Source organism: Lysobacter sp. CA196, from assembly GCF_052078695.1.
Taxonomy (GTDB): domain Bacteria; phylum Pseudomonadota; class Gammaproteobacteria; order Xanthomonadales; family Xanthomonadaceae; genus Lysobacter.
Genome location: NZ_JBQJIN010000029.1, coordinates 19,763 through 37,713 on the forward strand (window position 1 = coordinate 19,763; position 17,951 = coordinate 37,713).

Annotated in this window: 16 protein-coding genes; 5 read left to right on the plus strand and 11 right to left on the minus strand. The window is 67.8% G+C overall.

The annotated features are described in order from the left end of the window. Positions 1–145 precede the first annotated feature (145 nt). Together ACTOWK_RS19570 and ACTOWK_RS19575 are read right to left on the minus strand one after the other, a co-directional pair. Positions 146–925: a peptidoglycan-binding domain-containing protein gene (locus tag ACTOWK_RS19570; RefSeq protein WP_441331765.1), complete on the minus strand. Its 780-nt coding sequence runs from the start codon at positions 923–925 to the stop codon at positions 146–148. Positions 926–1,202: 277 nt separating this feature from the next. After that, positions 1,203–1,961 carry a 2OG-Fe(II) oxygenase gene (locus ACTOWK_RS19575; protein WP_441331766.1) on the minus strand — a complete coding sequence of 253 codons (759 nt, stop codon included), beginning with the start codon at positions 1,959–1,961 and terminating at the stop codon, positions 1,203–1,205. Positions 1,962–2,326: 365 nt separating this feature from the next. Here ACTOWK_RS19575 and ACTOWK_RS19580 point away from each other — a divergent pair, with 365 nt between their 5' ends. Then, positions 2,327–2,944 (plus strand): porin, encoded by a 618-nt coding sequence (locus ACTOWK_RS19580; protein WP_441331767.1) that lies wholly within the window; start codon positions 2,327–2,329, stop codon positions 2,942–2,944. Positions 2,945–3,115: 171 nt separating this feature from the next. Here the strand turns inward: ACTOWK_RS19580 and ACTOWK_RS19585 are convergent, their stop codons facing one another. From ACTOWK_RS19585 to ACTOWK_RS19610, 6 genes are all read right to left on the minus strand, one after another. Then, positions 3,116–4,657: a hypothetical protein gene (locus tag ACTOWK_RS19585; RefSeq protein ID WP_441331768.1), complete on the minus strand. Its 1,542-nt coding sequence runs from the start codon at positions 4,655–4,657 to the stop codon at positions 3,116–3,118. An 86-nt stretch (positions 4,658–4,743) separates the two neighbouring features. Beyond that, a complete protein-coding gene (locus tag ACTOWK_RS19590; protein WP_441331769.1) occupies positions 4,744–5,790 on the minus strand; it encodes an NAD(P)H-dependent glycerol-3-phosphate dehydrogenase in 1,047 nt (348 codons plus the stop codon). A gap of 19 nt (positions 5,791–5,809) precedes the next feature. After that, positions 5,810–6,325 (minus strand): protein-export chaperone SecB, encoded by a 516-nt coding sequence (gene secB, locus ACTOWK_RS19595; RefSeq protein ID WP_441331770.1) that lies wholly within the window; start codon positions 6,323–6,325, stop codon positions 5,810–5,812. Positions 6,326–6,498: 173 nt separating this feature from the next. After that, the gene (locus ACTOWK_RS19600; protein ID WP_441331771.1) at positions 6,499–6,936 is read right to left on the minus strand and encodes a rhodanese-like domain-containing protein; all 438 of its coding nucleotides are present in this window, start codon (positions 6,934–6,936) and stop codon (positions 6,499–6,501) included. 150 nt (positions 6,937–7,086) lie between these two features. After that, positions 7,087–7,536, minus strand: coding sequence for a hypothetical protein (locus tag ACTOWK_RS19605; RefSeq protein WP_441331772.1), 450 nt, complete (start codon positions 7,534–7,536; stop codon positions 7,087–7,089). 48 nt (positions 7,537–7,584) lie between these two features. Then, positions 7,585–8,043, minus strand: a complete 459-nt coding sequence (locus ACTOWK_RS19610; RefSeq protein WP_441331773.1) for a YiiD C-terminal domain-containing protein — start codon at positions 8,041–8,043, stop codon at positions 7,585–7,587. Positions 8,044–8,177: 134 nt separating this feature from the next. On the opposite strand from ACTOWK_RS19610, the gene ACTOWK_RS19615 reads away from it, so the two are divergent. The 3 genes from ACTOWK_RS19615 to ACTOWK_RS19625 are packed head-to-tail and all read left to right on the plus strand — an operon-like array spanning position 8,178 to position 11,324. Continuing rightward, positions 8,178–8,942, plus strand: a complete 765-nt coding sequence (locus ACTOWK_RS19615) for a uroporphyrinogen-III synthase (protein WP_441331774.1) — start codon at positions 8,178–8,180, stop codon at positions 8,940–8,942. 48 nt (positions 8,943–8,990) lie between these two features. Beyond that, on the plus strand, positions 8,991–10,001 hold the full coding sequence (locus ACTOWK_RS19620) for a uroporphyrinogen-III C-methyltransferase (protein ID WP_441331775.1): 1,011 nt from the start codon (positions 8,991–8,993) through the stop codon (positions 9,999–10,001). A 57-nt stretch (positions 10,002–10,058) separates the two neighbouring features. Then, positions 10,059–11,324 carry a heme biosynthesis HemY N-terminal domain-containing protein gene (locus ACTOWK_RS19625; protein ID WP_441331776.1) on the plus strand — a complete coding sequence of 422 codons (1,266 nt, stop codon included), beginning with the start codon at positions 10,059–10,061 and terminating at the stop codon, positions 11,322–11,324. A gap of 102 nt (positions 11,325–11,426) precedes the next feature. On the opposite strand, the gene ACTOWK_RS19630 is transcribed toward ACTOWK_RS19625, so the two are convergent. Together ACTOWK_RS19630 and ACTOWK_RS19635 are read right to left on the minus strand one after the other, a co-directional pair. Next, positions 11,427–12,005: a hypothetical protein gene (locus ACTOWK_RS19630; RefSeq protein WP_441331777.1), complete on the minus strand. Its 579-nt coding sequence runs from the start codon at positions 12,003–12,005 to the stop codon at positions 11,427–11,429. A gap of 168 nt (positions 12,006–12,173) precedes the next feature. Continuing rightward, a complete protein-coding gene (locus tag ACTOWK_RS19635) occupies positions 12,174–13,754 on the minus strand; it encodes a CocE/NonD family hydrolase (RefSeq protein ID WP_441331778.1) in 1,581 nt (526 codons plus the stop codon). Between the two features lie 307 nt (positions 13,755–14,061). Between ACTOWK_RS19635 and ACTOWK_RS19640 the strand changes: the two genes are divergently transcribed. Next, on the plus strand, positions 14,062–15,573 hold the full coding sequence (locus ACTOWK_RS19640; protein ID WP_441331779.1) for a sulfatase-like hydrolase/transferase: 1,512 nt from the start codon (positions 14,062–14,064) through the stop codon (positions 15,571–15,573). 1,064 nt (positions 15,574–16,637) lie between these two features. On the opposite strand, the gene ACTOWK_RS19645 is transcribed toward ACTOWK_RS19640, so the two are convergent. After that, the gene (locus ACTOWK_RS19645; RefSeq protein WP_441331780.1) at positions 16,638–17,915 is read right to left on the minus strand and encodes an acetyl-CoA C-acetyltransferase; all 1,278 of its coding nucleotides are present in this window, start codon (positions 17,913–17,915) and stop codon (positions 16,638–16,640) included. Between the last annotated feature and the right edge of the window lie 36 nt (positions 17,916–17,951).

Here is a 17,951-nt window from a genome sequence, read left to right on the forward strand (position 1 = left end):
GACGCAATGTAAGTCGAGGTGAAGGGCACGTCAATACGCCCCGCCAACATTTCGTCTGGCGGGGTCGGTGAGAGCGGAACCGGGACGCTCCGCGCGTTCGGCGGGCGGAGCGCAGCAAGCCGGCGCGACGGCGGAACGCGTTCGCCTAGGCCAGGCGGATGAAATCGTTGGCGGTGGTGCGGCGGGTGCGGCGCGCGACCTCGAAGCCGTTCGCCGAGCCCTTGTGGTCGGTGTTGCCTTCGATGCTGAGAAAGCTTTCTTCGCCGCCGTCGAAGGCAAAGCCGGTATGGATCCAGTCGCTCGAGGTCTTGCGCACCAGGAAGATGCCGCAGGCGCCGAGCGCGCCGAAACCGCCGTTATGGGCGACGTTCTTGCCGGCGACGAAACGTCCGGCCGCCTTCGCCTGGCGCGCGAGTTCGTCGCAACCGAAGCTGCCGGCGATCGGCGCGGCGCGCCCGGCTTTCTCGGCGGCCTGTTGCATGACGAAGCTGACGAAGCCGGCGCACCAAAGCATCGCCTCGCCCTCGCTGCCCTTCATGTACATGCGCACCCAGGGCCCGCGGTTGGCGCCGCCGAGTTCGACCGGATGCTCGGCCAGGTGCTGCTCGGCGAACCAGCGCACCAGTTGCGGGTAGGTCTTGTTCGGCGCCCTCGCCGGCAAGCCGACCACGCGCGCCATCGGTTCGGTCAACGCCGCCCAGACCTCCTGGTTCAAGCTGCCGGCGTAGCTCAGACGCTTGCGCGCGGCGAAGGCTTCGATGGCGCGGTTGGTGGCCGGACCGAACTTGCCGTCGATCGGTGTGCCGTTGCCATGAAACCCCAGCCATTCCTGGACCCGTCTCGCGCCGACCCCGCTCGCGCCATTGCTCAAGGGCCCCGGAAACTCCAGTTCGCGACGGATATACGCTTGTTCGTGCAATGCCATGACCCGACTCCTGACGGCGACTACGTCCATGGACGCGCGAAGCCTTCGGCCTCGACGCGTGCCCTCAGGCGCGCGCCGCGATCGGGAATCGTCGCGTCGCCGCGGCGCATGGGCCGCGACTCCATAGCCAACGCCGCGGCCGCGCGAACACGGTCACGCTGCCATCGTTCATGCATGAAACACCGGCGTTCGCGCACGGTCGTACCTGGCTGCGCCGTCGGCAGCGCTGGCGCCGGCCGTGCCGGGCATGCCCTGACGTTATCGCCGTGAGCTTGGCTCAGTTCGCGTCGTGGAAGATCAGGCCCAGGGTATGCCGCTGTCCCGAATGCAGGCGGCTGACGCCATGGCGCATCGCCACCCGGTAATGACCGCGTGCGCCGCGCACCGGCCGCTGGTTGACCGCGAACGCCACCGCATCGCCCTGCTGCAGCGGCACCACCTCGACCCGCGACTGCATGCGTGGGCGTTGTTCGGTCAGTACGAACTCGCCGCCGTCGAAATCGCGACCCGGCTGCGACAGCAGGATCGCGATCTGCAAAGGAAACACGTGCTCGCCGTACAGATCCTGATGCAGGCAGTTGTAGTCGCCGCTCGCGTAACGCAACAGCAGCGGCGTGGGCCGGGTCTGGCCCGCGCCATGGCAACGGGCGAGAAACTCGTCGAGCCGCGGCGGATAAGCCACCTCGATGCCCATCGCTTCGTTCCAACGCTGCGCGATCGGCGCCAGCCGCGGGTAGCAGGCCTGACGCAGGCCCTCTATCAGCTCGGGCAAGGGATAACGGAAATAACGGTATTCGCCGCGGCCGAAACCATGCCGGGCCATGACCACGCGGCTGCGATAACGCGCTTCGTCGTCGTAAGCGCCCGCGACGGCATCGCACTGCTCGCGGGTCAGCAGCGAACGCAACAGGGCATGCCCGCCGGCATCCAGATCGGCGGCAATGGCACTCCAGTCCAGACGATCGATGCGTTCGTCAAGGCCGGAAGGTTCGCGCGGCGGCGCCGGGCGTGTGGGGTGATCGATGACAAACGTCATGTTCGGTGCGCGTCGGGCAGTCGGGTCGAGCGCATCTTCGGCGCGCGACCGCCCGCTGCGATATCCGTTTCTTGCATTCGCCGCCGATGCCTCGTCGCGGCTTTGCCGAATGCGGCGAAACGAAACATTCAGCCGCGAGCAAGATTGCATCGTCATTCGCTGAACCAAGCGAAAAAATCCGTGACTTACGGCCTAGGTAAATGTCCAAGTACCGTAAGCAGAACGTTTAGTTCCTGTAAAAAGGCACACAAAATTCAGGTTCGATTGAAGCGCGATGCCGATACTGCGCACACCGAATCCACAACGGACGCCTTACTCCGAGGCGCGAGGATTCGGAATAAAACCAATAAAGAGGCTTAGACCTTATGAAGCGTGCATTGCTTGCCCTCACCCTCGCCGCCGCCCTGCCGTTCGCAGCTTCCGCGGCCGAAGGCGTGTCCTACAACTACGCCCAAGCCGGTTATGCCAAGACCGACGGCGAGCACAAGTTCTCCGACGCCGACGGCTGGGCCATCGGCGGCTCGTATGCGTTCCACCCGAGCTTCCATGTGTTCGGCAGCTACAGCAAACAGAAGACCGATTCGTACAACTGGAACGATGCGGTGTTCGGCAACGTCCGCGTTCCTGGCAACGACGTCGATCATTGGCGCCTGGGCGTGGGCTACAACCACGAGCTGAGCAAGCGCGTCGACCTGGTCACCCGCGTCGCCTACGAGAACAACAAGTCCGACTTCGGCTCGTTCGGCGATTACAAGCTCAAGGGCGGCAGCGTCGAAGCCGGCATCAACGGCACCCTGACGCCGAACTGGGAAGGCTATGCCTTCGCCGGCTACCAGGACTACGACAAGCACTACGACGGCAAGTTCTACGGCCGTGTCGGTACCCTGGTGAAGTTCAACCAGAACTGGGGCATCACCGCCGACGCCAAGTTCCTCGACGGCGGCGAAAAGGAATTCTTCATCGGCCCGCGCTTCAGCTTCTGATAGAAAGCGCTACCGATAAGTATTCCGCAACACCGCGATCCGTTCTCTCTCTCCCCCGAAACGTCGCGATCGAGCCCGGCCGAAAGGCCGGGCTCTTTTTTGTTCGCGATTCGCTCGTGCGCATCGATGCGGCGCGCGCGGGCATCGGCCGCCCGTGGGCAATCGGTTCGCTCAGCGCTCGCCTTCGGACGCTTCCTGCGATTCGCCGTCTTTCGCGCCTTCCTGCAGCAGCTTCTGCAGCTCCTGCGCCATCTCGCGCTCCAGGCGCTTTTCTTCGACCTGCTGCGAGCTGGCCAGCTGCAGTTCTTCGCAAGCCACCGAGTCGGGCGTGTCTGCGCAGACCTTGCGGATGCCGGCGAGCAGTTTGTCGTCGCCGGTGTTGTGGTAGGCGGCGACGAGGTTGCCGCAGCCTTCGCGCACGTGCATCGCGCAGACCTTGTCGTAGGAACGCGCGGCCGCGGCCCAGTCGTTCTTGAGCGCGGCCATGTGGCCCTCGCCCATGCAGGCCGACATCGACCCCTTCGCGCAGCACGCCGCGGCGCCGCCCGGATCGGTCAAGGCGCAATGGTCGACGCGGTACGGCGTTTCCTTGACCCGCTTGCCGGCCACCGGCATGGCGATGGCCTCGCACTGCGCGGGTTCGACGCGCCGATACGATTTGTAGCGGGTCCACTCGTCCATGCCGATCAGGGTGTCGGCATCGAACCAGCGCAGCACGAAATCGTCGCCCTTGTCGTGGCGCACCAGCACTTCGTCTTCGCGCAGGCGATAGCGCATGTCGGCCTCGCCTTCTTCCGATACGCTCGCCCCCTGCCCGTCGGTGAAACGGAACTGGCCGAACAGGCTCGATTCGGCGTCGACCGAGGCGTAGCTGCCGCAAGGCTGTCGCGGCGACTGGCGCGGCGCGTCGTTGCGCAGGCTCAGCCCACGCAGCGCTTCGACACGCTTGCAGGCCTCCTTGGACAGCTTGCCGTCGCAGGCGAAGGCGAAGCTGTCGCGCGCATCGGCATAGCGCCCGGCCAGCCATTGCTGATCGGCCAGAGAGGCGCAGGCCTCGCCGTAGCCGATGTCGCGGCAGGACACCCGCAACGCGGCCAGGCCGGCCTCGGGCAAGCGCTTGGTGCGGAACAGATACAGCGGCGCACCGTCTTCTTCGGCGCTCAGCGCCTTGACCCATTGCTTGCAGGCGTAGGGGCTGCGGTCGCGGCGGCAATGGGTTTCGAATTTCGCCGCGCGTTGCGCCGGCGCGAGGGTGTGGTCGTATTCGATCGCCGCGACGCAGGACTGGACGTCGCCGAGCGCGCAGTCTTGCTTGTCGTCGCCGCGCTCCTTGCCCTGGTTCGGCGCCACCGCCACGACCTGGACGCCCGCCGACTGGCATTGCGCCTTGGCGACCTGCTTGTAGACCGCACCGCCGTTGTCGAAACGATCGGCTTGCTGGACCAGGCGGCCGTCGCTTTCGATGGTGTAGGTCTTGAGCAGATTGCTGTCGCCGGAGCGCAGCCACAGGGTGTTGCCTTCGACGCGATAGGCGTAGGGCGAGAACTCCGAGAGGAAACCTTCCTCATCGCGCAACTCGACGCGGCTGCCGTCGAAGATCAGGCGATCGGGGGAGTCATCGGTCACATAACTGCCGCAGGGCGGCGCCGCGGCGAAGGCCGGCAACGACAACAGGGAGAGCACGAGCGGCCAGACGGCCCGCGTACGACGCATAGGAGTTCCTTTCCCGAGGGTTTCGAGGGGGTGGGTGGCCGCGGTAAACGCGGCGGCGACGCCGGCACCAGCGCCGGCGTTGCGACTCAACCGAACAGGTCGGTCGGGTATTCGGGCTTCTGTTCGCGCGAAAGCAGCTTGCGCAGACCGTCGGCCGGGGTGATCTCGCCGTGCAGCACGGCGCGCACCGCGTTGGAGATCGGCAGTTCGACGCCGTGCCGTTCGGCCTGGCGCATCACTTCGTCGGCGGTCTGCACCGATTCGACGACCTGGCCGATCTCGCGCACCGCGTCCTCGATCGACTGGCCGCGGCCGAGCGCCAGGCCCAGGCGGCGGTTGCGCGACAGATCGCCGGTGCAGGTCAGCACCAGGTCGCCGAGGCCGGCCAGGCCCATCAGCGTCTCGGGTTGGCCGCCGATGGCCTGGTTGAGGCGCAGCATTTCGTTGAGGCCGCGGGTGATCAGGCCGGCGCGGGCGTTGAGGCCGAGCTGCATGCCGTCGGCGACGCCGGTGGCGACTGCGAGCACGTTCTTCATCGCGCCGCCGAGCTCGGCGCCGAGCATGTCGTCGCCGGTGTAGGCGCGGAACGCCGGCCCGTGCAGGGCATCGGCGACGCTCTGGGCGAACGCGGCATCGTCGGAATGCACGGTCAGCGCGGTCGGCAGGCCTTGCGCGACTTCCTTGGCGAACGAAGGACCGGTCACCACCGCCAGCGGGACGTCGTCGCCGAGCACTTCGGCCGCGACTTCGTGCAGGAAACGGCCGCTGCCGGGCTCGAAGCCCTTGGTCGCCCAGGCCACGCCGGCCCGCGCGGGACGGTGCGGCGCGAGCTCGCGCAGGGTTTCGGCGAAGGCGTGCGAGGGCACTACCACCAGGACCAGGTCGGCCTCGCGCAGGGCGAAGGCCAGGTCGGTGGTCGCGCGCAAGGAGTCCGGCAAGGCGATACCGGGCAGGTAGCGCGGGTTTTCATGCCGCGTATCGATGGCCGCGGCGCCCGCGGCGTCGCGGCCCCACAGCACGGTCGGATGACCGTGCCGGGCGATCAATGCGGCGAGCGCGGTGCCCCAGGAACCGGCACCGAGCACCGCCACGCGCGGTTTCGGCGCAATCGCCGGCGACGGATCGTGGCTCATGCGCAAACCGAGCCGTGGCTCAGGCGTTGCCCGCGGTTTCCGCGTCGGCCAGGCCGCCTTCGGACTGGGCGCCGCGCTGACGCACGCCTTCGGCGTACAGGGCGTCGAAGTTGATCGGCTGCAGGAAGAACGGCGGGAAGCCGCCGGCCTGGATCAGGTCGCTGACCAGCTGGCGCGCGTACGGGTAGAGCACGTTCGGGCAGTGGGTGCCGAGCATCGCGTCGAGGGTCGCCGCGTCGAAGCCGATCAGGCCGAACACGCCGGCCTGCTTCACTTCGGCCAGGTACATCGGCTTGTCGTTCGCGCTGCAGGTCAGGGTGATGCCGAGCACGACTTCGAAGGCGTTCTCGCCGACGCGCTGCACGTTCTGCGACAGGTTCAGCTGAAGCTGCGGCTGCGCGGCTTCGGCGAACACGGCCGGAGCGCCGGGCACCTCGAAGGAGACGTCCTTTACGTAGATTTTCTCGACGGTGAACGCGGGGCCGGTTGCGGCTTCGGCCGGCGCGGTGGCGCCGTTGACGTTTTCTTCGGACATTCGGGTGACTCCCCAGCGGAATTCAGAAAAGAGGTCGATTATGCCCGCTCGCGCGGACCGGGACCAAACCCCCGGACCGGGATCACGCAAGCGGCTATCGAGAGTGGATGAGGCGCAGTCTAGGCGGCGCCCGTGGCGGTGGCGCGACAGGGTCGCACCGCCGCGGGAGGGGCTCAGCCGCGGCCCTTGACCAGCGGCAGGTCGGCCTGCTGCCAGGCCTGGATGCCGCCGTCGAGCCAGTAGACCTGTTCGAAGCCGGCCTTCTTCAGGCGCTTGGCGGCGTCGGCCGAGGCCTGGCCGGTGCGGCAGACCGCCACGACCGGCAGCGCCTTGGCGTTGGCGAGCAGCTTGCTCTCCGGGTCGAATTGGCTCGGCTGGACCGAACGGCTGCCCGGGATGTGGCCTTTCTCGAACTCGGCGCTGGCCGACAGATCGATGACCAGGGCGTTGTCGCGGTTGATCAGCCCGGTCAGCTCGGCCGGGCGCAGGGCCTTGTAGCCGCGGAACAGGCGCGCGATCTCGGTGTAGACGATGGCCACGGTCAGGCCGGCGAAGCCCAGCGACAGGTACAGGTGGCGGCCGGCGAACGCCAGCAGTTCTTCAAGACTCACAGGGTCATGCTCACAAGGTCGGGCTCACAAGGTCGGGCTCACAGGATCGGGCTCGCAGAGGCCCGAACGGGCGGCGATTGTCGCCCAGCGCGCGCGGCGGCGCAAAAGCCCGGTCCGAACGGGGCCGCCCCGGCAGGCGGCCCGGAGCGGTTACTGGCCGGCCCAGAAGTCCGGCAGGCCGCTGACCAGCCACCAGGTCTTGGCGACCGGGTCCCAGGTCCAGGCCTCGGTGTAGCGCACGGTGCGCTCGGCCAGGGTGTGGCGGTTGATCACGCCGATGTCGATCAGGCGCACCGCGGTGCCCTTTTCCTTGTCCATCTCGGTGCCGACGTCGCGGTAGGAGGAGACCTGGATCTGCTTGTAGCGCTCCAGTTGCATCGTCGTCGGCGCCTGCTGCTTGCGCAGCTTGGGTTCGATCAGATTGACCGCGCCCTCGAAGTCGCCCCAGCGGATCGCCGCCGAGTAGGCGTACTGGGTCTCGCCGATCTTGTTGTTCTGGGTGCCGGTGGTCTGGCAACCGCCGAGCGCGAGCACGCACGACAACATCAGGGCGAGCTGCAACAAGCGCATCAGGAGCGAGCTGTTCGAAAGCGGGCGCATCGCGGACTCCGGCGGAAAGGACGTTCGGCGTGCATCCTACCGTTCGCGTCAGGGCTTAGCGATGGCCACGTAGCGCGCGGTGAACTCGGTCGCGACCCCGCCTTCGGGCAGCAGCGCGCGCGCGATCAGCGAGGTGCGGGCGCGACGGCGCTCGCGCAGGGTGGTCAGGAAGCTGCCCCAGTCGGCGCCCGGGGCGAGCTCGGCGTGCACGTCCAGGTCGGCGAACAGAGGCGCGAGGTAGCGGGTCTGGCTGTCGGCGACGAACACCTCGGCCTTGAGGCCGGCCTGTTCGATACCGAGCGACATCACGCCCCAGGAAGCCAGGGTCATCATCGAGGCCAGACTGCCGCCGAAGGCGCAGCCCTTGTCGTTGACGTGCTGCGACAGCGGTGCGTGCAGGCGCAGGCGCGAGCCGTCGTAACCGGCGATGTTGACCTGCATGGCCGCGACCGGCGGCATCGATTGGTAGTGCTGATGAAGGCGTTGCAGAGCGGCGTCGGAAGTCATCGAAGGCAGTTGCAGTTCGGGGGAGTATTGAGTGTCGCGTCGGAGACGGCGGCCACTGGCGAGTGCCGCGATCGGCAGTGCTGTGCGAAGCTGTTCGCATGAGCCGCGAGCTGCGACAACCGCCGGGATGGTACGTGATCTCACTGCGTCCGAGCGGCGATCACGAAGAACTTCGTCGTATCGCCGCACAGTACGGCGGCGGATTGATCGAGCTTTCGCCATGGTCGGTGCGCACGCAGGACAATTCGGCATCCCGGCGTGCGTTATCGGATGCGTTGGCGGCGCCGCACGTGCTCGTCACCAGTCCCGCCGCAGCGCGCGCGCTGCGCGATCTGCAACCGTCGTTGACGACGCGCGCCGGCCAGCGTTGGTACGCGGTCGGCGCAGGCACCGCCGCGTTGTTGCACGAAATCGGTATCGCCGACGTGCTGTGGCCACGACGCATGGACAGCGAAGGCCTGCTCGCGTTAGCGGAACTGCAACATTTCGATAACGAAGCGTTCGGTTTGCTGACTGCGGCGGGCGGACGCGGCGTGCTCGCGCCGGCGTTGCAGGCGCGCGGCGCGCGCGTGTTGCGCGCCGACATCTACCTGCGCGAACCGGCCGCGCCGTCGCGGTTCGAAATCGCGCGCCTGCTCGGCTTCGACGGTCCGTTGTGGTTGGCGTTGTCGAGCGGCGAAGCGCTCGAACGCGCGCTCGCGCAATTGCCCGACGACGCCGGCGTGCGCCTGCGCCAGGCGCACGTCAGCGCCGCCAGCGCGCGCCTGGCCGAACTCGCGCGCAGCCTCGGCTTCGGCGAGGTCGAGGTGGCCGCCGGTCCGCGCGCCGAGGATTTGCTGGCCGGTTGCGCCGCGCTCGCCGGCGACGACGCCCCGGGCCGACCGCCGCCGGCGCCCTGATCGCGTCAAGGCAGTCTTGATGCACCGATCCGGTAGCATGGCCGGGCCATGAACACCCCCCTCGATACCGTGTCCACGACTCCCGCATCCCCCGCTTCCGCCTCGCCGACGCCGCGTCGCGGTTCCAACGGCTGGCTCTGGTTGCTCATCGTGCTGCTGATCGCCGGCGGCGGCGGCTGGTACGGCTGGCAGCAATGGCAGAACCGGCAGGCGCGCGACCGCGCCGCCGAGGCCGATGCCGGCGAGCGCCTGCAAGCGCTCGGCGAGCGCCTGGACACGATCCGGACCAACCAGGAAGCGCAGAACCGCCGCATCGCCCAGGCCGACACCACCAACCGGGTCCTGCGCGACGAGCTGCACGGCATCGGCCAGCGTGCGGCGCTGATCGAAGACAGCGTCTCCAAACTCGCCGATCCCGACCGCCACGGCGCCCAGGCCATGCGCCTGGACGAGACCGAACTGCTGCTGACCCTGGGCCAACAGCGCCTGCAGATCGCCGGCGACCTGGAAGGCGCGCGCCGCGCCTATGCGCTGGCCGGCGGCGTCCTCGACGGCGTCGACGACCCGGCCTACCTGAGCCTGCGCCAGACCCTGCTGCAGGAAACCGCCGCGCTCAAGGAGCTCGGCATCGAACCGCGCGTGCAGGCGATGGCCAAGCTCGACGTCCTGGCGCAGAACCTGAGCCTGCCGCCGGAGCGCCCGACCGCGGCCGCACCGACGCTGGCGCCGTGGTGGCGCCGCGCCTTCGGCACCCTGATCGAGACCCGCCCGGTCGACCGCACCGTCGCCACCCATCCCAGCGACCGCGCCGCCGCGCTCGCCGGCCTGCAACTGGAAATCTCGCTGGCGCGCGCCGCCGCCGAGCGGCGCGACGCCGACGGCTATCGCACCGCGCTCAAGCGCGCCGAAAGCTGGGTGCTGCGCCTGTCGGCCCCTTCGCCGACCCAGACCCGCCAACTCGCGCAGTTGCGCGAACTGGCCGCGCTACCGCTTTCACTGTCGGTTCCGACCCTGGGCACGACACTGCAGCAGTTGCGCCAGTTGCGCACGGCGCAATGAAGCGGCCGGGCCGCCGACACCCGATCCGGAAGCTGGCGCGATAAGGAGCTGCCGCACATGAATCTGTTCCGCAATCTGTTGTTCTGGATCGTCCTGGCCCTGGTCGGCGCGCTCGTCGCCCAGCTGCTGGTGCAGGACCCCGGTCAAGTCGTGGTCACCTACGGCGGCATCGACTACGTCACCAACCTGCCGAAGGCCTTGCTGATCCTGATCGGCGGCCTGCTCGCGCTGTGGCTGGTGTGGAAAGTGATCAGCCTGCCGTTCGTGGCGATGCGCCGCCATCGCAAGAAGCAGGCGCGTGCGCGTCTGATCGACGGCCTCGAAGCCCTGCACCAGGGCCATTGGGCGCGCGCCGAGAAATCGCTCGCCCAGGCTGCGCGCAGCCGCGACGTCGCGGCGATCGCCGAAGTCGCGGCCGCACGCTCGGCCAGCGCGCGCGGCGACGCCGCCGCCGCGGGCCGTCATCTGGATGCGCTGGCCGTCGATTACCCGGTCGCGCGCGCGCTCGCCGTCGCCGACCTCGCCCTGGCCGACTCCACCCTGGCCGACGGCGGCGCCGGCGATGCGCTCGCCGCGCTCGACGCCGCCAACGTGCAACCGCTGCCGCCGCGCGGCCTGGCGCTGCGTGCACAGGCCTTGGCCGCACTTGGCCGCGCCGGCGAGGCCTACGGCCTGCTCGGCGCACTGCGCCAGCACGGTGTGTGGCCGACCGAACGCCTCGCCCAGTTGGAGGCCGCCTGGGCCGAAGCGGCGCTGCGCGAAGCCGCCGACGCCAACGTCCTCGCCGACCATTGGGAAACCCTGCCGAAGCCGCTCAAGAGCGAGCCGGCCACGGTCGCCGCCTACGCCGAACGCGCCGCCGCGCTGCGTTGGGAAGAGGCCGCCGCCAAGAGCCTGGAACAGGCGCTCGACACGCGTTGGGACGAGTCGCTGGCGGCCCTGTACGGCCGCCTGCCGATCGGCCGCCTCGATGCGCGTCGCGCCAATGCCGAGCGTTGGCTGCAGGCGCACTCGGGCAGCCCTGGCCTGCTGGTCAGCCTGGCCCGGATCGCCCGCGCCCAAGGCCAATGGCCGCAGGCCGAAGGCTATCTGCACCGCGCGCTCGCCCAGGGCGCGAACAGCGACGCCTGGGAAGAACTCGGCCACGGCTATGCCCAGGCCGGCGACGAGAACCGCGCCCGTCTCAGCTACGTCAACGCCCTGCACGCAGCGCGCGGCGAAGCCGCCACCGAGCTGCCCGGCCGCGACCTGCGCCAGAAGATCTTCGACGAGGCGGTGATCGAAGAGCGCGACGAGCACGGCATGCCGCGGTTGCGCGGTTGAGCCAAGGCGTCGGCAAGCAGGTTGTTCCCCTCGAAAACGGCCGCCTTCGCAGCGGCCGTTTTTTGTGCCCGGCTCGAACGCGCTTCGAATCGACGCCGACGCTCAACGTTCGCTGTCGCCGAAGCTCGGCAAGGTGGCGAGGAACTCGTCGCCGCATCCGGCGAAGCGCGCATAACGTTCGCCGATCCGCTTGGGGTACAACAACCTGGCCTTGAGCAGGCCGACCGCGGTCGCCGCGATCAGCAGGGCCAGGCTCGATAGATAAGCCACGGCACCGAGTCGTTCATTCATCGCGACGAGCAAGGTCGCCACGCTGGCCACCAGCAACAACGCCACCGCCCACATCGCAACCAGACGCTGGCGCGCATGGTCGGCGCAGACCCCGACGTTCAGACGCGCGCTCTTCCTGATCGCCACCCTCACGATCACGTAGATCACCAGGTTGAACAGGATCAACAGGTGCCAGCCGCGATGGTGCCAGTAGTAGCGCTGGAACAGTTTCGGCGTCTTCGCATCGGCATTGCATTTGACGCAACGTGCCGGCAGCTCGCTGTTGCGCTGCGCCACCAGATCCTTGCCGTCGCGCCATGGACCGGCCTGCTCACCGGCCTGTTCGCCGGCGTTCCTGCCGGGATGGACCAGCGCACTCTTCGGCGCCTCGTACGGATTGAAGCTCGACATCGCGTCCTCTTTGCATCCCCTGGCACGGCGCGGACCGCAGCGGAGTCTCGCATCACCGCTTTCCTTCGCAGCTCATCCTAGCCGGGCACGGACGCAGCGCAAGCGCGGCGCCGATACGACAACGGCGCCCTGGGGCGCCGTTGTCGCGAGTTGCGTTGGCGCGCAGGCTCAGCGCAACGGTACCGTCAGGGTCGAGGGGTTCAACGCCGGCGAGCTGAAGCTGACCGAGCCGCCGATGCGCGTCGCCGCGGTGTAACGCGGGTCCACGGTGTCGACCACCAGCACCAGTTTGCGGCCGGCGGGAATGTCCCAACTGGTCGCTTCCATGCGCAGATCGATCGTCTTCGCCACGCCCGGCGTCGCCCCGCGCAGCGAGTACGGCTTATGGCTCAACAACGATCCATTGCCGAGCAGGTCGACGCTGTACAGATACGCGAACAGGCTGACGTCGGCCTGGGTCGGCGTAACCGTGACGTGCAACTGCGGCATGCCGCTGAGCTGCTTGCCGGTCCAGTAGGTCGGCGACGACCACACCCCGGCGCCGGCGCGCGCCACCAGCGGGATCGAGGCCTGCGGCGCGACTTGCAGCGACTGCAGGAAGCCGCTGAGCATGGCCACGCCGGAATCGGCGACGGTCGGCAGGCCGGTCAGGATCGCGTGGTTCCAGCCGGTGCTCGGCGAACTCGACAGCTCGCCGGTCGGCGCCAACAGGCCGGTCGGCCGGCTCAGCGCATACACCGTCGCGCCGCGTTGCACCGCGTTCCAGTCGGCGTAACCGCGCCAGTCGCCGTCCTGCGACTTCAGCCGCACCGGCGATTCGCGATCGACGCCGTTGGCCACGCCCTTGAGGTGATGATCGAACCAACGGCCGACCGCGTCGTAGATCTCGTTCGGCAGGCCGAGCGCGCCGGGCGCTTCGACCGTGGCGTGGTCGCCATGACTGAACAGCAATTGCTTCGGCCCGCTCAGGCCGTTGTAGAAATCGATGTACTGGCCCGGGGTGAACAGGCTGTCGTTGAAGGCGTTGGCGAGCAGCACCGCGGTGCCGTTGCGGTTCAAGGCCGCCGCCTCGGTGACCGGGCTGCGCTGCGGAATCACCGGCAGCAGGCCAGCGACGGCGCCGTCGAAGTCGCCGAACGCCATGCGCGCGGTGGCCTGGGCCAACTCCGGACCGGGCCGGCCGGTGAGGCTGCCGGCCACCACCAACAAGGCCGCGCCCTGCTGGCTGACGGTGCGGTTGGCATACAGCGAGGCCTCCAGGTCGGCCCAGCCGCTCAGCGCCGCAACCGCCTTGATGCGCGGGTCGCGCTCGGCCGCGAGCAGGCTGATGCCGGCGCCGTAGGAAATGCCGCTGGCGCCGATCCGCGCCGGGTTCGACGGCGTGTGCGCGAGCGCCCAGTCGATCACCGAGCTGACGTCCTCGACCGTGCCCGGCCCGGCGATGTCGATCTGCCCGGCCGAATCCCAGAACCCGCGCGAGGTGTAGCTGACGACCACATAGCCCTGGCTGGCGAGGATGCCGCCGCGGCCGACGTACTCCAGGTTCGGCACGGCCCAGCTGGCCGGCATCACCACGAGCGGAAACGGACCCGGGCCCTGATCCTTGGGCAGCATGACGAAGGCGCCCATCTCGGCCCCATCCCAGCCCGGAATGCGCTGGTAACTGCCTGTGAATCCGCCCGCCACGACCGGCAGGGCGACGACGAACAGGGCCAAACACGACACGGACCACGACCAGATTCTGCGCATGAGTGCATCCCCTCCCAAGGATTGACCAGCACGATTGGATACGTTTGCGTATGGTTTGTTGCGCAACGACCGTACCACTGCGCATGGAGGCCGGGCTAGCGCCGGCAAACCGACTTTCGTGAACCCAGGCGACGCCGGTCACGGAACCGCCCGAACTATCGGGTTCCGGGCCGCCATCGAGCCGGAACCCGGCGTCGAACGTCGCCGCGGCGTGACCACGATCACGGCTTGGTATCGCGCCGCAGTCTGTGCCGGCCTGAGCGCGAGGCATCGCGCGTTTGAGCTTGCACTTCACGGAGCGACCGTCATGGCCTTGAGCGATCTGTTCTCGAACGGCAACAAGCCCAATCTGATCCTGATCGTCACCGACCAGGAACGCAGCCTGCTGCAATGGCCGGCGGCGTATCGGCCCACGCTCGCCGCGAAGATGCCGGCGATGCGCCAGCTCGCCGCCAACGGCATCGAGTTCGCCAATGCCTTCACCGGCGCCTGCATGTGCTCGCCGAGCCGCGCGACCTTTCTGACCAGCCAATACCCGGCGCGCACCGGCTGCACCACCACCGGCGGGCAGGCTCTGCCGCAACCGGACGTGCCGCTGCCGCCGTACTTCCCCAACGGCGTGCCCAACCTGGCCACCGTGCTCAAGGCCGCCGGCTACGACTGTTACTGGATCGGCAAATGGCATCTGCTCGGCGGCGAAGAACCCGGCTCGCTGAGCACCGACCTGCAACCCTGGGGCTTCCAGAGCTGGGACCCGAACGACGCCGGACTCAACCTCGGCACCACCTTCCTCGGTGGCGGCACCCTGATCCCCATGCAGCCAGTGCAACCGCCGGGCCAGCCGGTGCAGCCGGTGCAGCCGAACCAGAACGATCAGCGCTACGTCGCCGACGCCCGCGCCTTCCTGCAAGCGCCGCCGGCGAGCCCGTTCTGCCTGGTGGTGTCCCTGGTCAATCCGCACGACGCCCACCTCGGCTATTTGAACGAGGCTTCGAGCTTTTACGACCAGGCGACCTACAGCCTCACCAATGCACCGATCCCCACCAATGCCGGCGAAGACCTGTCGAGCAAGCCGCGCGCGCAATCCAGCTTCACCTGGGGCCAGATGAGCGAGGGCCAGGCCAGCCAACAGGATTTCGTCGACTTCTATGCGTATCTCGTCGAATACGTCGATTCGCAGATCCAGCAGATCCTCGATGCGATGGGCAGCGAACTGATCCGGCAGAGCCTGATCGTGCGTTTCGCCGACCACGGCGAACTCGGCCTCTCGCACGGCATGGTCGAGAAATTCGTCAACGCTTACGACGAAGCGATCCACGTGCCGCTGCTGTTCTCCAACCCGGTCGCCTGGCCGCAGCCGCAGACCACCCAGGCCCTGGCGAGTTCGGTCGACCTGTTGCCGACCCTGGCCAGCCTGCTCGGCGTGAGTGGGCAGTTCGCCGACCTGGTCGGCACCGACCTCAGTCAGGTGCTCGACGGCAGCAGCAGCTCGGTGCAGGACTACGTGCACTACACCTACGACGACATCGCCGGCGGCGGCCCCAGCCTGATCCGCGCGATCCGCTCATCGCAGTGGACCTATGCGGTGTATGGGTCGGCATCCGACCCGGGGCAGGGCGGCGACTGGGAGATGTACGACCTGGTTGCCGACCCGCAGCAGAACGACAATCTCGCCGGCAACCCGGCCTTCGCGATGCAACAGCTCGTACTCGACACCGAACTGCAGGCACAGATGCGGACCAAGGGCACCACCCCGCCGAGCTCGGTGTGGCCGCCGCAATACATCGCCGGCACCAGCCGCGGTGCGCCGGCGGCTTGAGGCTCCAATGCGCTTTCGCTTTTCAGCCCCTCTCCCACTTGTGGGAGAGGGGTTGGGGTGAGGGCAGCCAGAGAGGACCGAGCCCTCATCCGGCCTACGGCCACCTTCTCCCGCAAGCGGGAGAAGGAAGCGCTCCGGGTCGATCGAGAAAGTGTCGCGGCGTTGCCGTTACCGTTGCCGTTACCGTTGCCGTTGCCGTTGCCGTTGCCGTTGCCGTTGCCGTTGCCGTTGCCGTTGCCGTGAAAGCTTGGCGCAGTTCCGAACTTGCGATGCAACCGTAGACCCGAAGGGCGGCGCACAGGACGTGCGCCGTTTTTCGATAGGACAGGGATGTCCTATCGAAAAATCCCGGCGACAGCTGCGAACTCGCAGGGGAGCTCTGTCAAGGAAGGCCTCCCTTTGGTTAGCTTTGACCGAAGGAACTCCCTGTGGGACTTTTGGGCCAGCAAAAGAAAGTAACCCGGCCGCGTCAGCGGACGGAAGCTTTGCTCTTGCTTCATGTGCACTTGCTTGAAAGGTTCGCCGGAGGCCGCCGGGACGCGGTCGCGACTTGCGTCGCTCCTACCCTAGAAGCGGCGACCACGACGCTTCAACCTCGTGCCGCTCCCGGCTGGAGCCAGGGTAGGAGCGGCGCAAGCCGCGACCTCGGCGTGACAATCTTGCGGCGTCTCGCTCAAGCAAGATCAGGAGCTAGATCAAACGCTAAGAGCTTCCGCCACTAAAGCGGCGGGTTACTTTCTTTTGTCATAAGCAACAAAAGTCCCACAGGGAGTTCCTTCGGTCAAAGGTAACCAAAGAAAAATGTTTTTCTTTGAATCACAGGCCCGCACGCGCGTTGCCGACGCAGGGATCTACATACGGGACATCCCTGTCCCGATGAAAAACGGCCTGCATCCATGCAGGCCGCCCTCCGGGTCTACGGTTGACCGGCAAAGCGGCAAAGCGGCAAAGCGGCAAAGCGGCAAAGCGGCAAAGCGAATCACAACCTATCCCACCCAGGCCGGGCGAATAACCTGCAAGCCGTGAAGGATTGGGACGAAGCTGCAGGACAGCAGCCCACCCGATCAACGCTCCAGGATCGCCACCACGCCCATGCCACCGGCGGTGCAGATCGAGATCAGGCAACGGCCGCCGCCGCGCTGCTTGAGTTCTTTGGCGGCTGTGGCGATCACGCGCGCGCCGGTCGCGGCGAAGGGGTGACCGGCTGCCAGCGACGAGCCGTTCGGGTTGATCTTGGCCGGGTCGATCCGGCCCATCGGCGCGTCCAGGCCGAGGCGCGTCTTGCAGTAATCCTCGCTCTCCCATGCACGCAAGGTGCACAGCACCTGGGCGGCGAAGGCTTCGTGGATCTCGTACAGGTCGAAGTCCTGCAGGGTCAGGCCGTTGCGCTTGAGCATCTCCGGCACGGCCACGGTCGGCGCCATCAACAGGCCCTCGCCGTGGACGAAATCGACCGCGGCGACCTGCGCGTCGCGCAGGTAGCACAGCACTTCGTGGTTATGCGCCTGCGCCCATTCTTCCGAAGCCAGCAGGCAGGCCGCCGCGCCGTCGGTCAGCGGCGTGGAATTGGCCGCGGTCAGGGTGCCGCGGCCGGAGGTCTTGTCGAACGCCGGCTTCAAGGTCGCCAGCTTTTCCAGGCTGCTGTCGGCGCGCAGGTTGTTGTCGCGCGACACGCCGCGGAAGCTCACCACCAGGTCTTCGAAGAAACCGCGCTCATAGGCCGCGGCGAGCTTCTGGTGCGAAGACAGGGCCCATTCGTCCTGCGAATCGCGCGAGATGTTCCACTGCTTGGCCATGTCCTCGCAGTGCTCGCCCATGCTCTTGCCGGTGCGCGGCTCGGCCACGCCGGGGAACTCGGGCTTGAGTTCGCGCAGGCTGAAACCCTTGAATGCAGCCAGCTTTTCCTTGGTGCTGCGTGCGCGCGCCGCTTCCAGCAGGCGCCGGCGCAGGCTCTTGCCATAGACGATCGGCACGTCGGAGGTGGTGTCCGAACCGCCGCCGATGCCGACGTCGATCTGCCCCAGGGCGATCTTGTTGGCGACGGTGATGATCGAGTCCAGCGAGGTGCCGCAGGCGCGCTGCAGGGTGATGCCGGGGGTCAGCGGCGACAGCCCCGACGACAGCGCCGCCTCGCGACCGAGGTTCCAGTCGCTGCTGTGCTTGATGACCGCGCCCATCGCCACTTCGCCGAGCTGTTGCCCGTGCAAGCCGAACTTTTCGACCAACGCGCCGAGCGTGCGTACCGACATGCCGAGGTTGCCGACATCCGCATAGGCGGTGTTCTGGCGACAGAACGGAATACGCACGCCACCGAGCACGGCGACGGGACGGTTTTGACGCATCGGTACACCTCACAGGGAGTTTCGAACCGACCCGCC

Excerpts from the sequence above, each read along its gene's own strand:
- ACTOWK_RS19630 (WP_441331777.1), bottom strand. The coding sequence starts at position 12,005 with ATGTCGAGCTTCAATCCGTACGAGGCGCCGAAGAGTGCGCTGGTCCAT.
- ACTOWK_RS19645 (WP_441331780.1), bottom strand. The coding sequence starts at position 17,915 with ATGCGTCAAAACCGTCCCGTCGCCGTGCTCGGTGGCGTGCGTATTCCG.
- ACTOWK_RS19575 (WP_441331766.1), bottom strand. The coding sequence starts at position 1,961 with ATGACGTTTGTCATCGATCACCCCACACGCCCGGCGCCGCCGCGCGAA.
- ACTOWK_RS19635 (WP_441331778.1), bottom strand. The coding sequence starts at position 13,754 with ATGCGCAGAATCTGGTCGTGGTCCGTGTCGTGTTTGGCCCTGTTCGTC.
- ACTOWK_RS19590 (WP_441331769.1), bottom strand. The coding sequence starts at position 5,790 with ATGAGCCACGATCCGTCGCCGGCGATTGCGCCGAAACCGCGCGTGGCG.
- ACTOWK_RS19605 (WP_441331772.1), bottom strand. The coding sequence starts at position 7,536 with ATGCGCCCGCTTTCGAACAGCTCGCTCCTGATGCGCTTGTTGCAGCTC.
- ACTOWK_RS19585 (WP_441331768.1), bottom strand. The coding sequence starts at position 4,657 with ATGCGTCGTACGCGGGCCGTCTGGCCGCTCGTGCTCTCCCTGTTGTCG.
- ACTOWK_RS19570 (WP_441331765.1), bottom strand. The coding sequence starts at position 925 with ATGGCATTGCACGAACAAGCGTATATCCGTCGCGAACTGGAGTTTCCG.
- ACTOWK_RS19580 (WP_441331767.1), top strand. The coding sequence starts at position 2,327 with ATGAAGCGTGCATTGCTTGCCCTCACCCTCGCCGCCGCCCTGCCGTTC.
- ACTOWK_RS19610 (WP_441331773.1), bottom strand. The coding sequence starts at position 8,043 with ATGACTTCCGACGCCGCTCTGCAACGCCTTCATCAGCACTACCAATCG.
- secB (WP_441331770.1), bottom strand. The coding sequence starts at position 6,325 with ATGTCCGAAGAAAACGTCAACGGCGCCACCGCGCCGGCCGAAGCCGCA.
- ACTOWK_RS19625 (WP_441331776.1), top strand. The coding sequence starts at position 10,059 with ATGAATCTGTTCCGCAATCTGTTGTTCTGGATCGTCCTGGCCCTGGTC.
- ACTOWK_RS19620 (WP_441331775.1), top strand. The coding sequence starts at position 8,991 with ATGAACACCCCCCTCGATACCGTGTCCACGACTCCCGCATCCCCCGCT.
- ACTOWK_RS19640 (WP_441331779.1), top strand. The coding sequence starts at position 14,062 with ATGGCCTTGAGCGATCTGTTCTCGAACGGCAACAAGCCCAATCTGATC.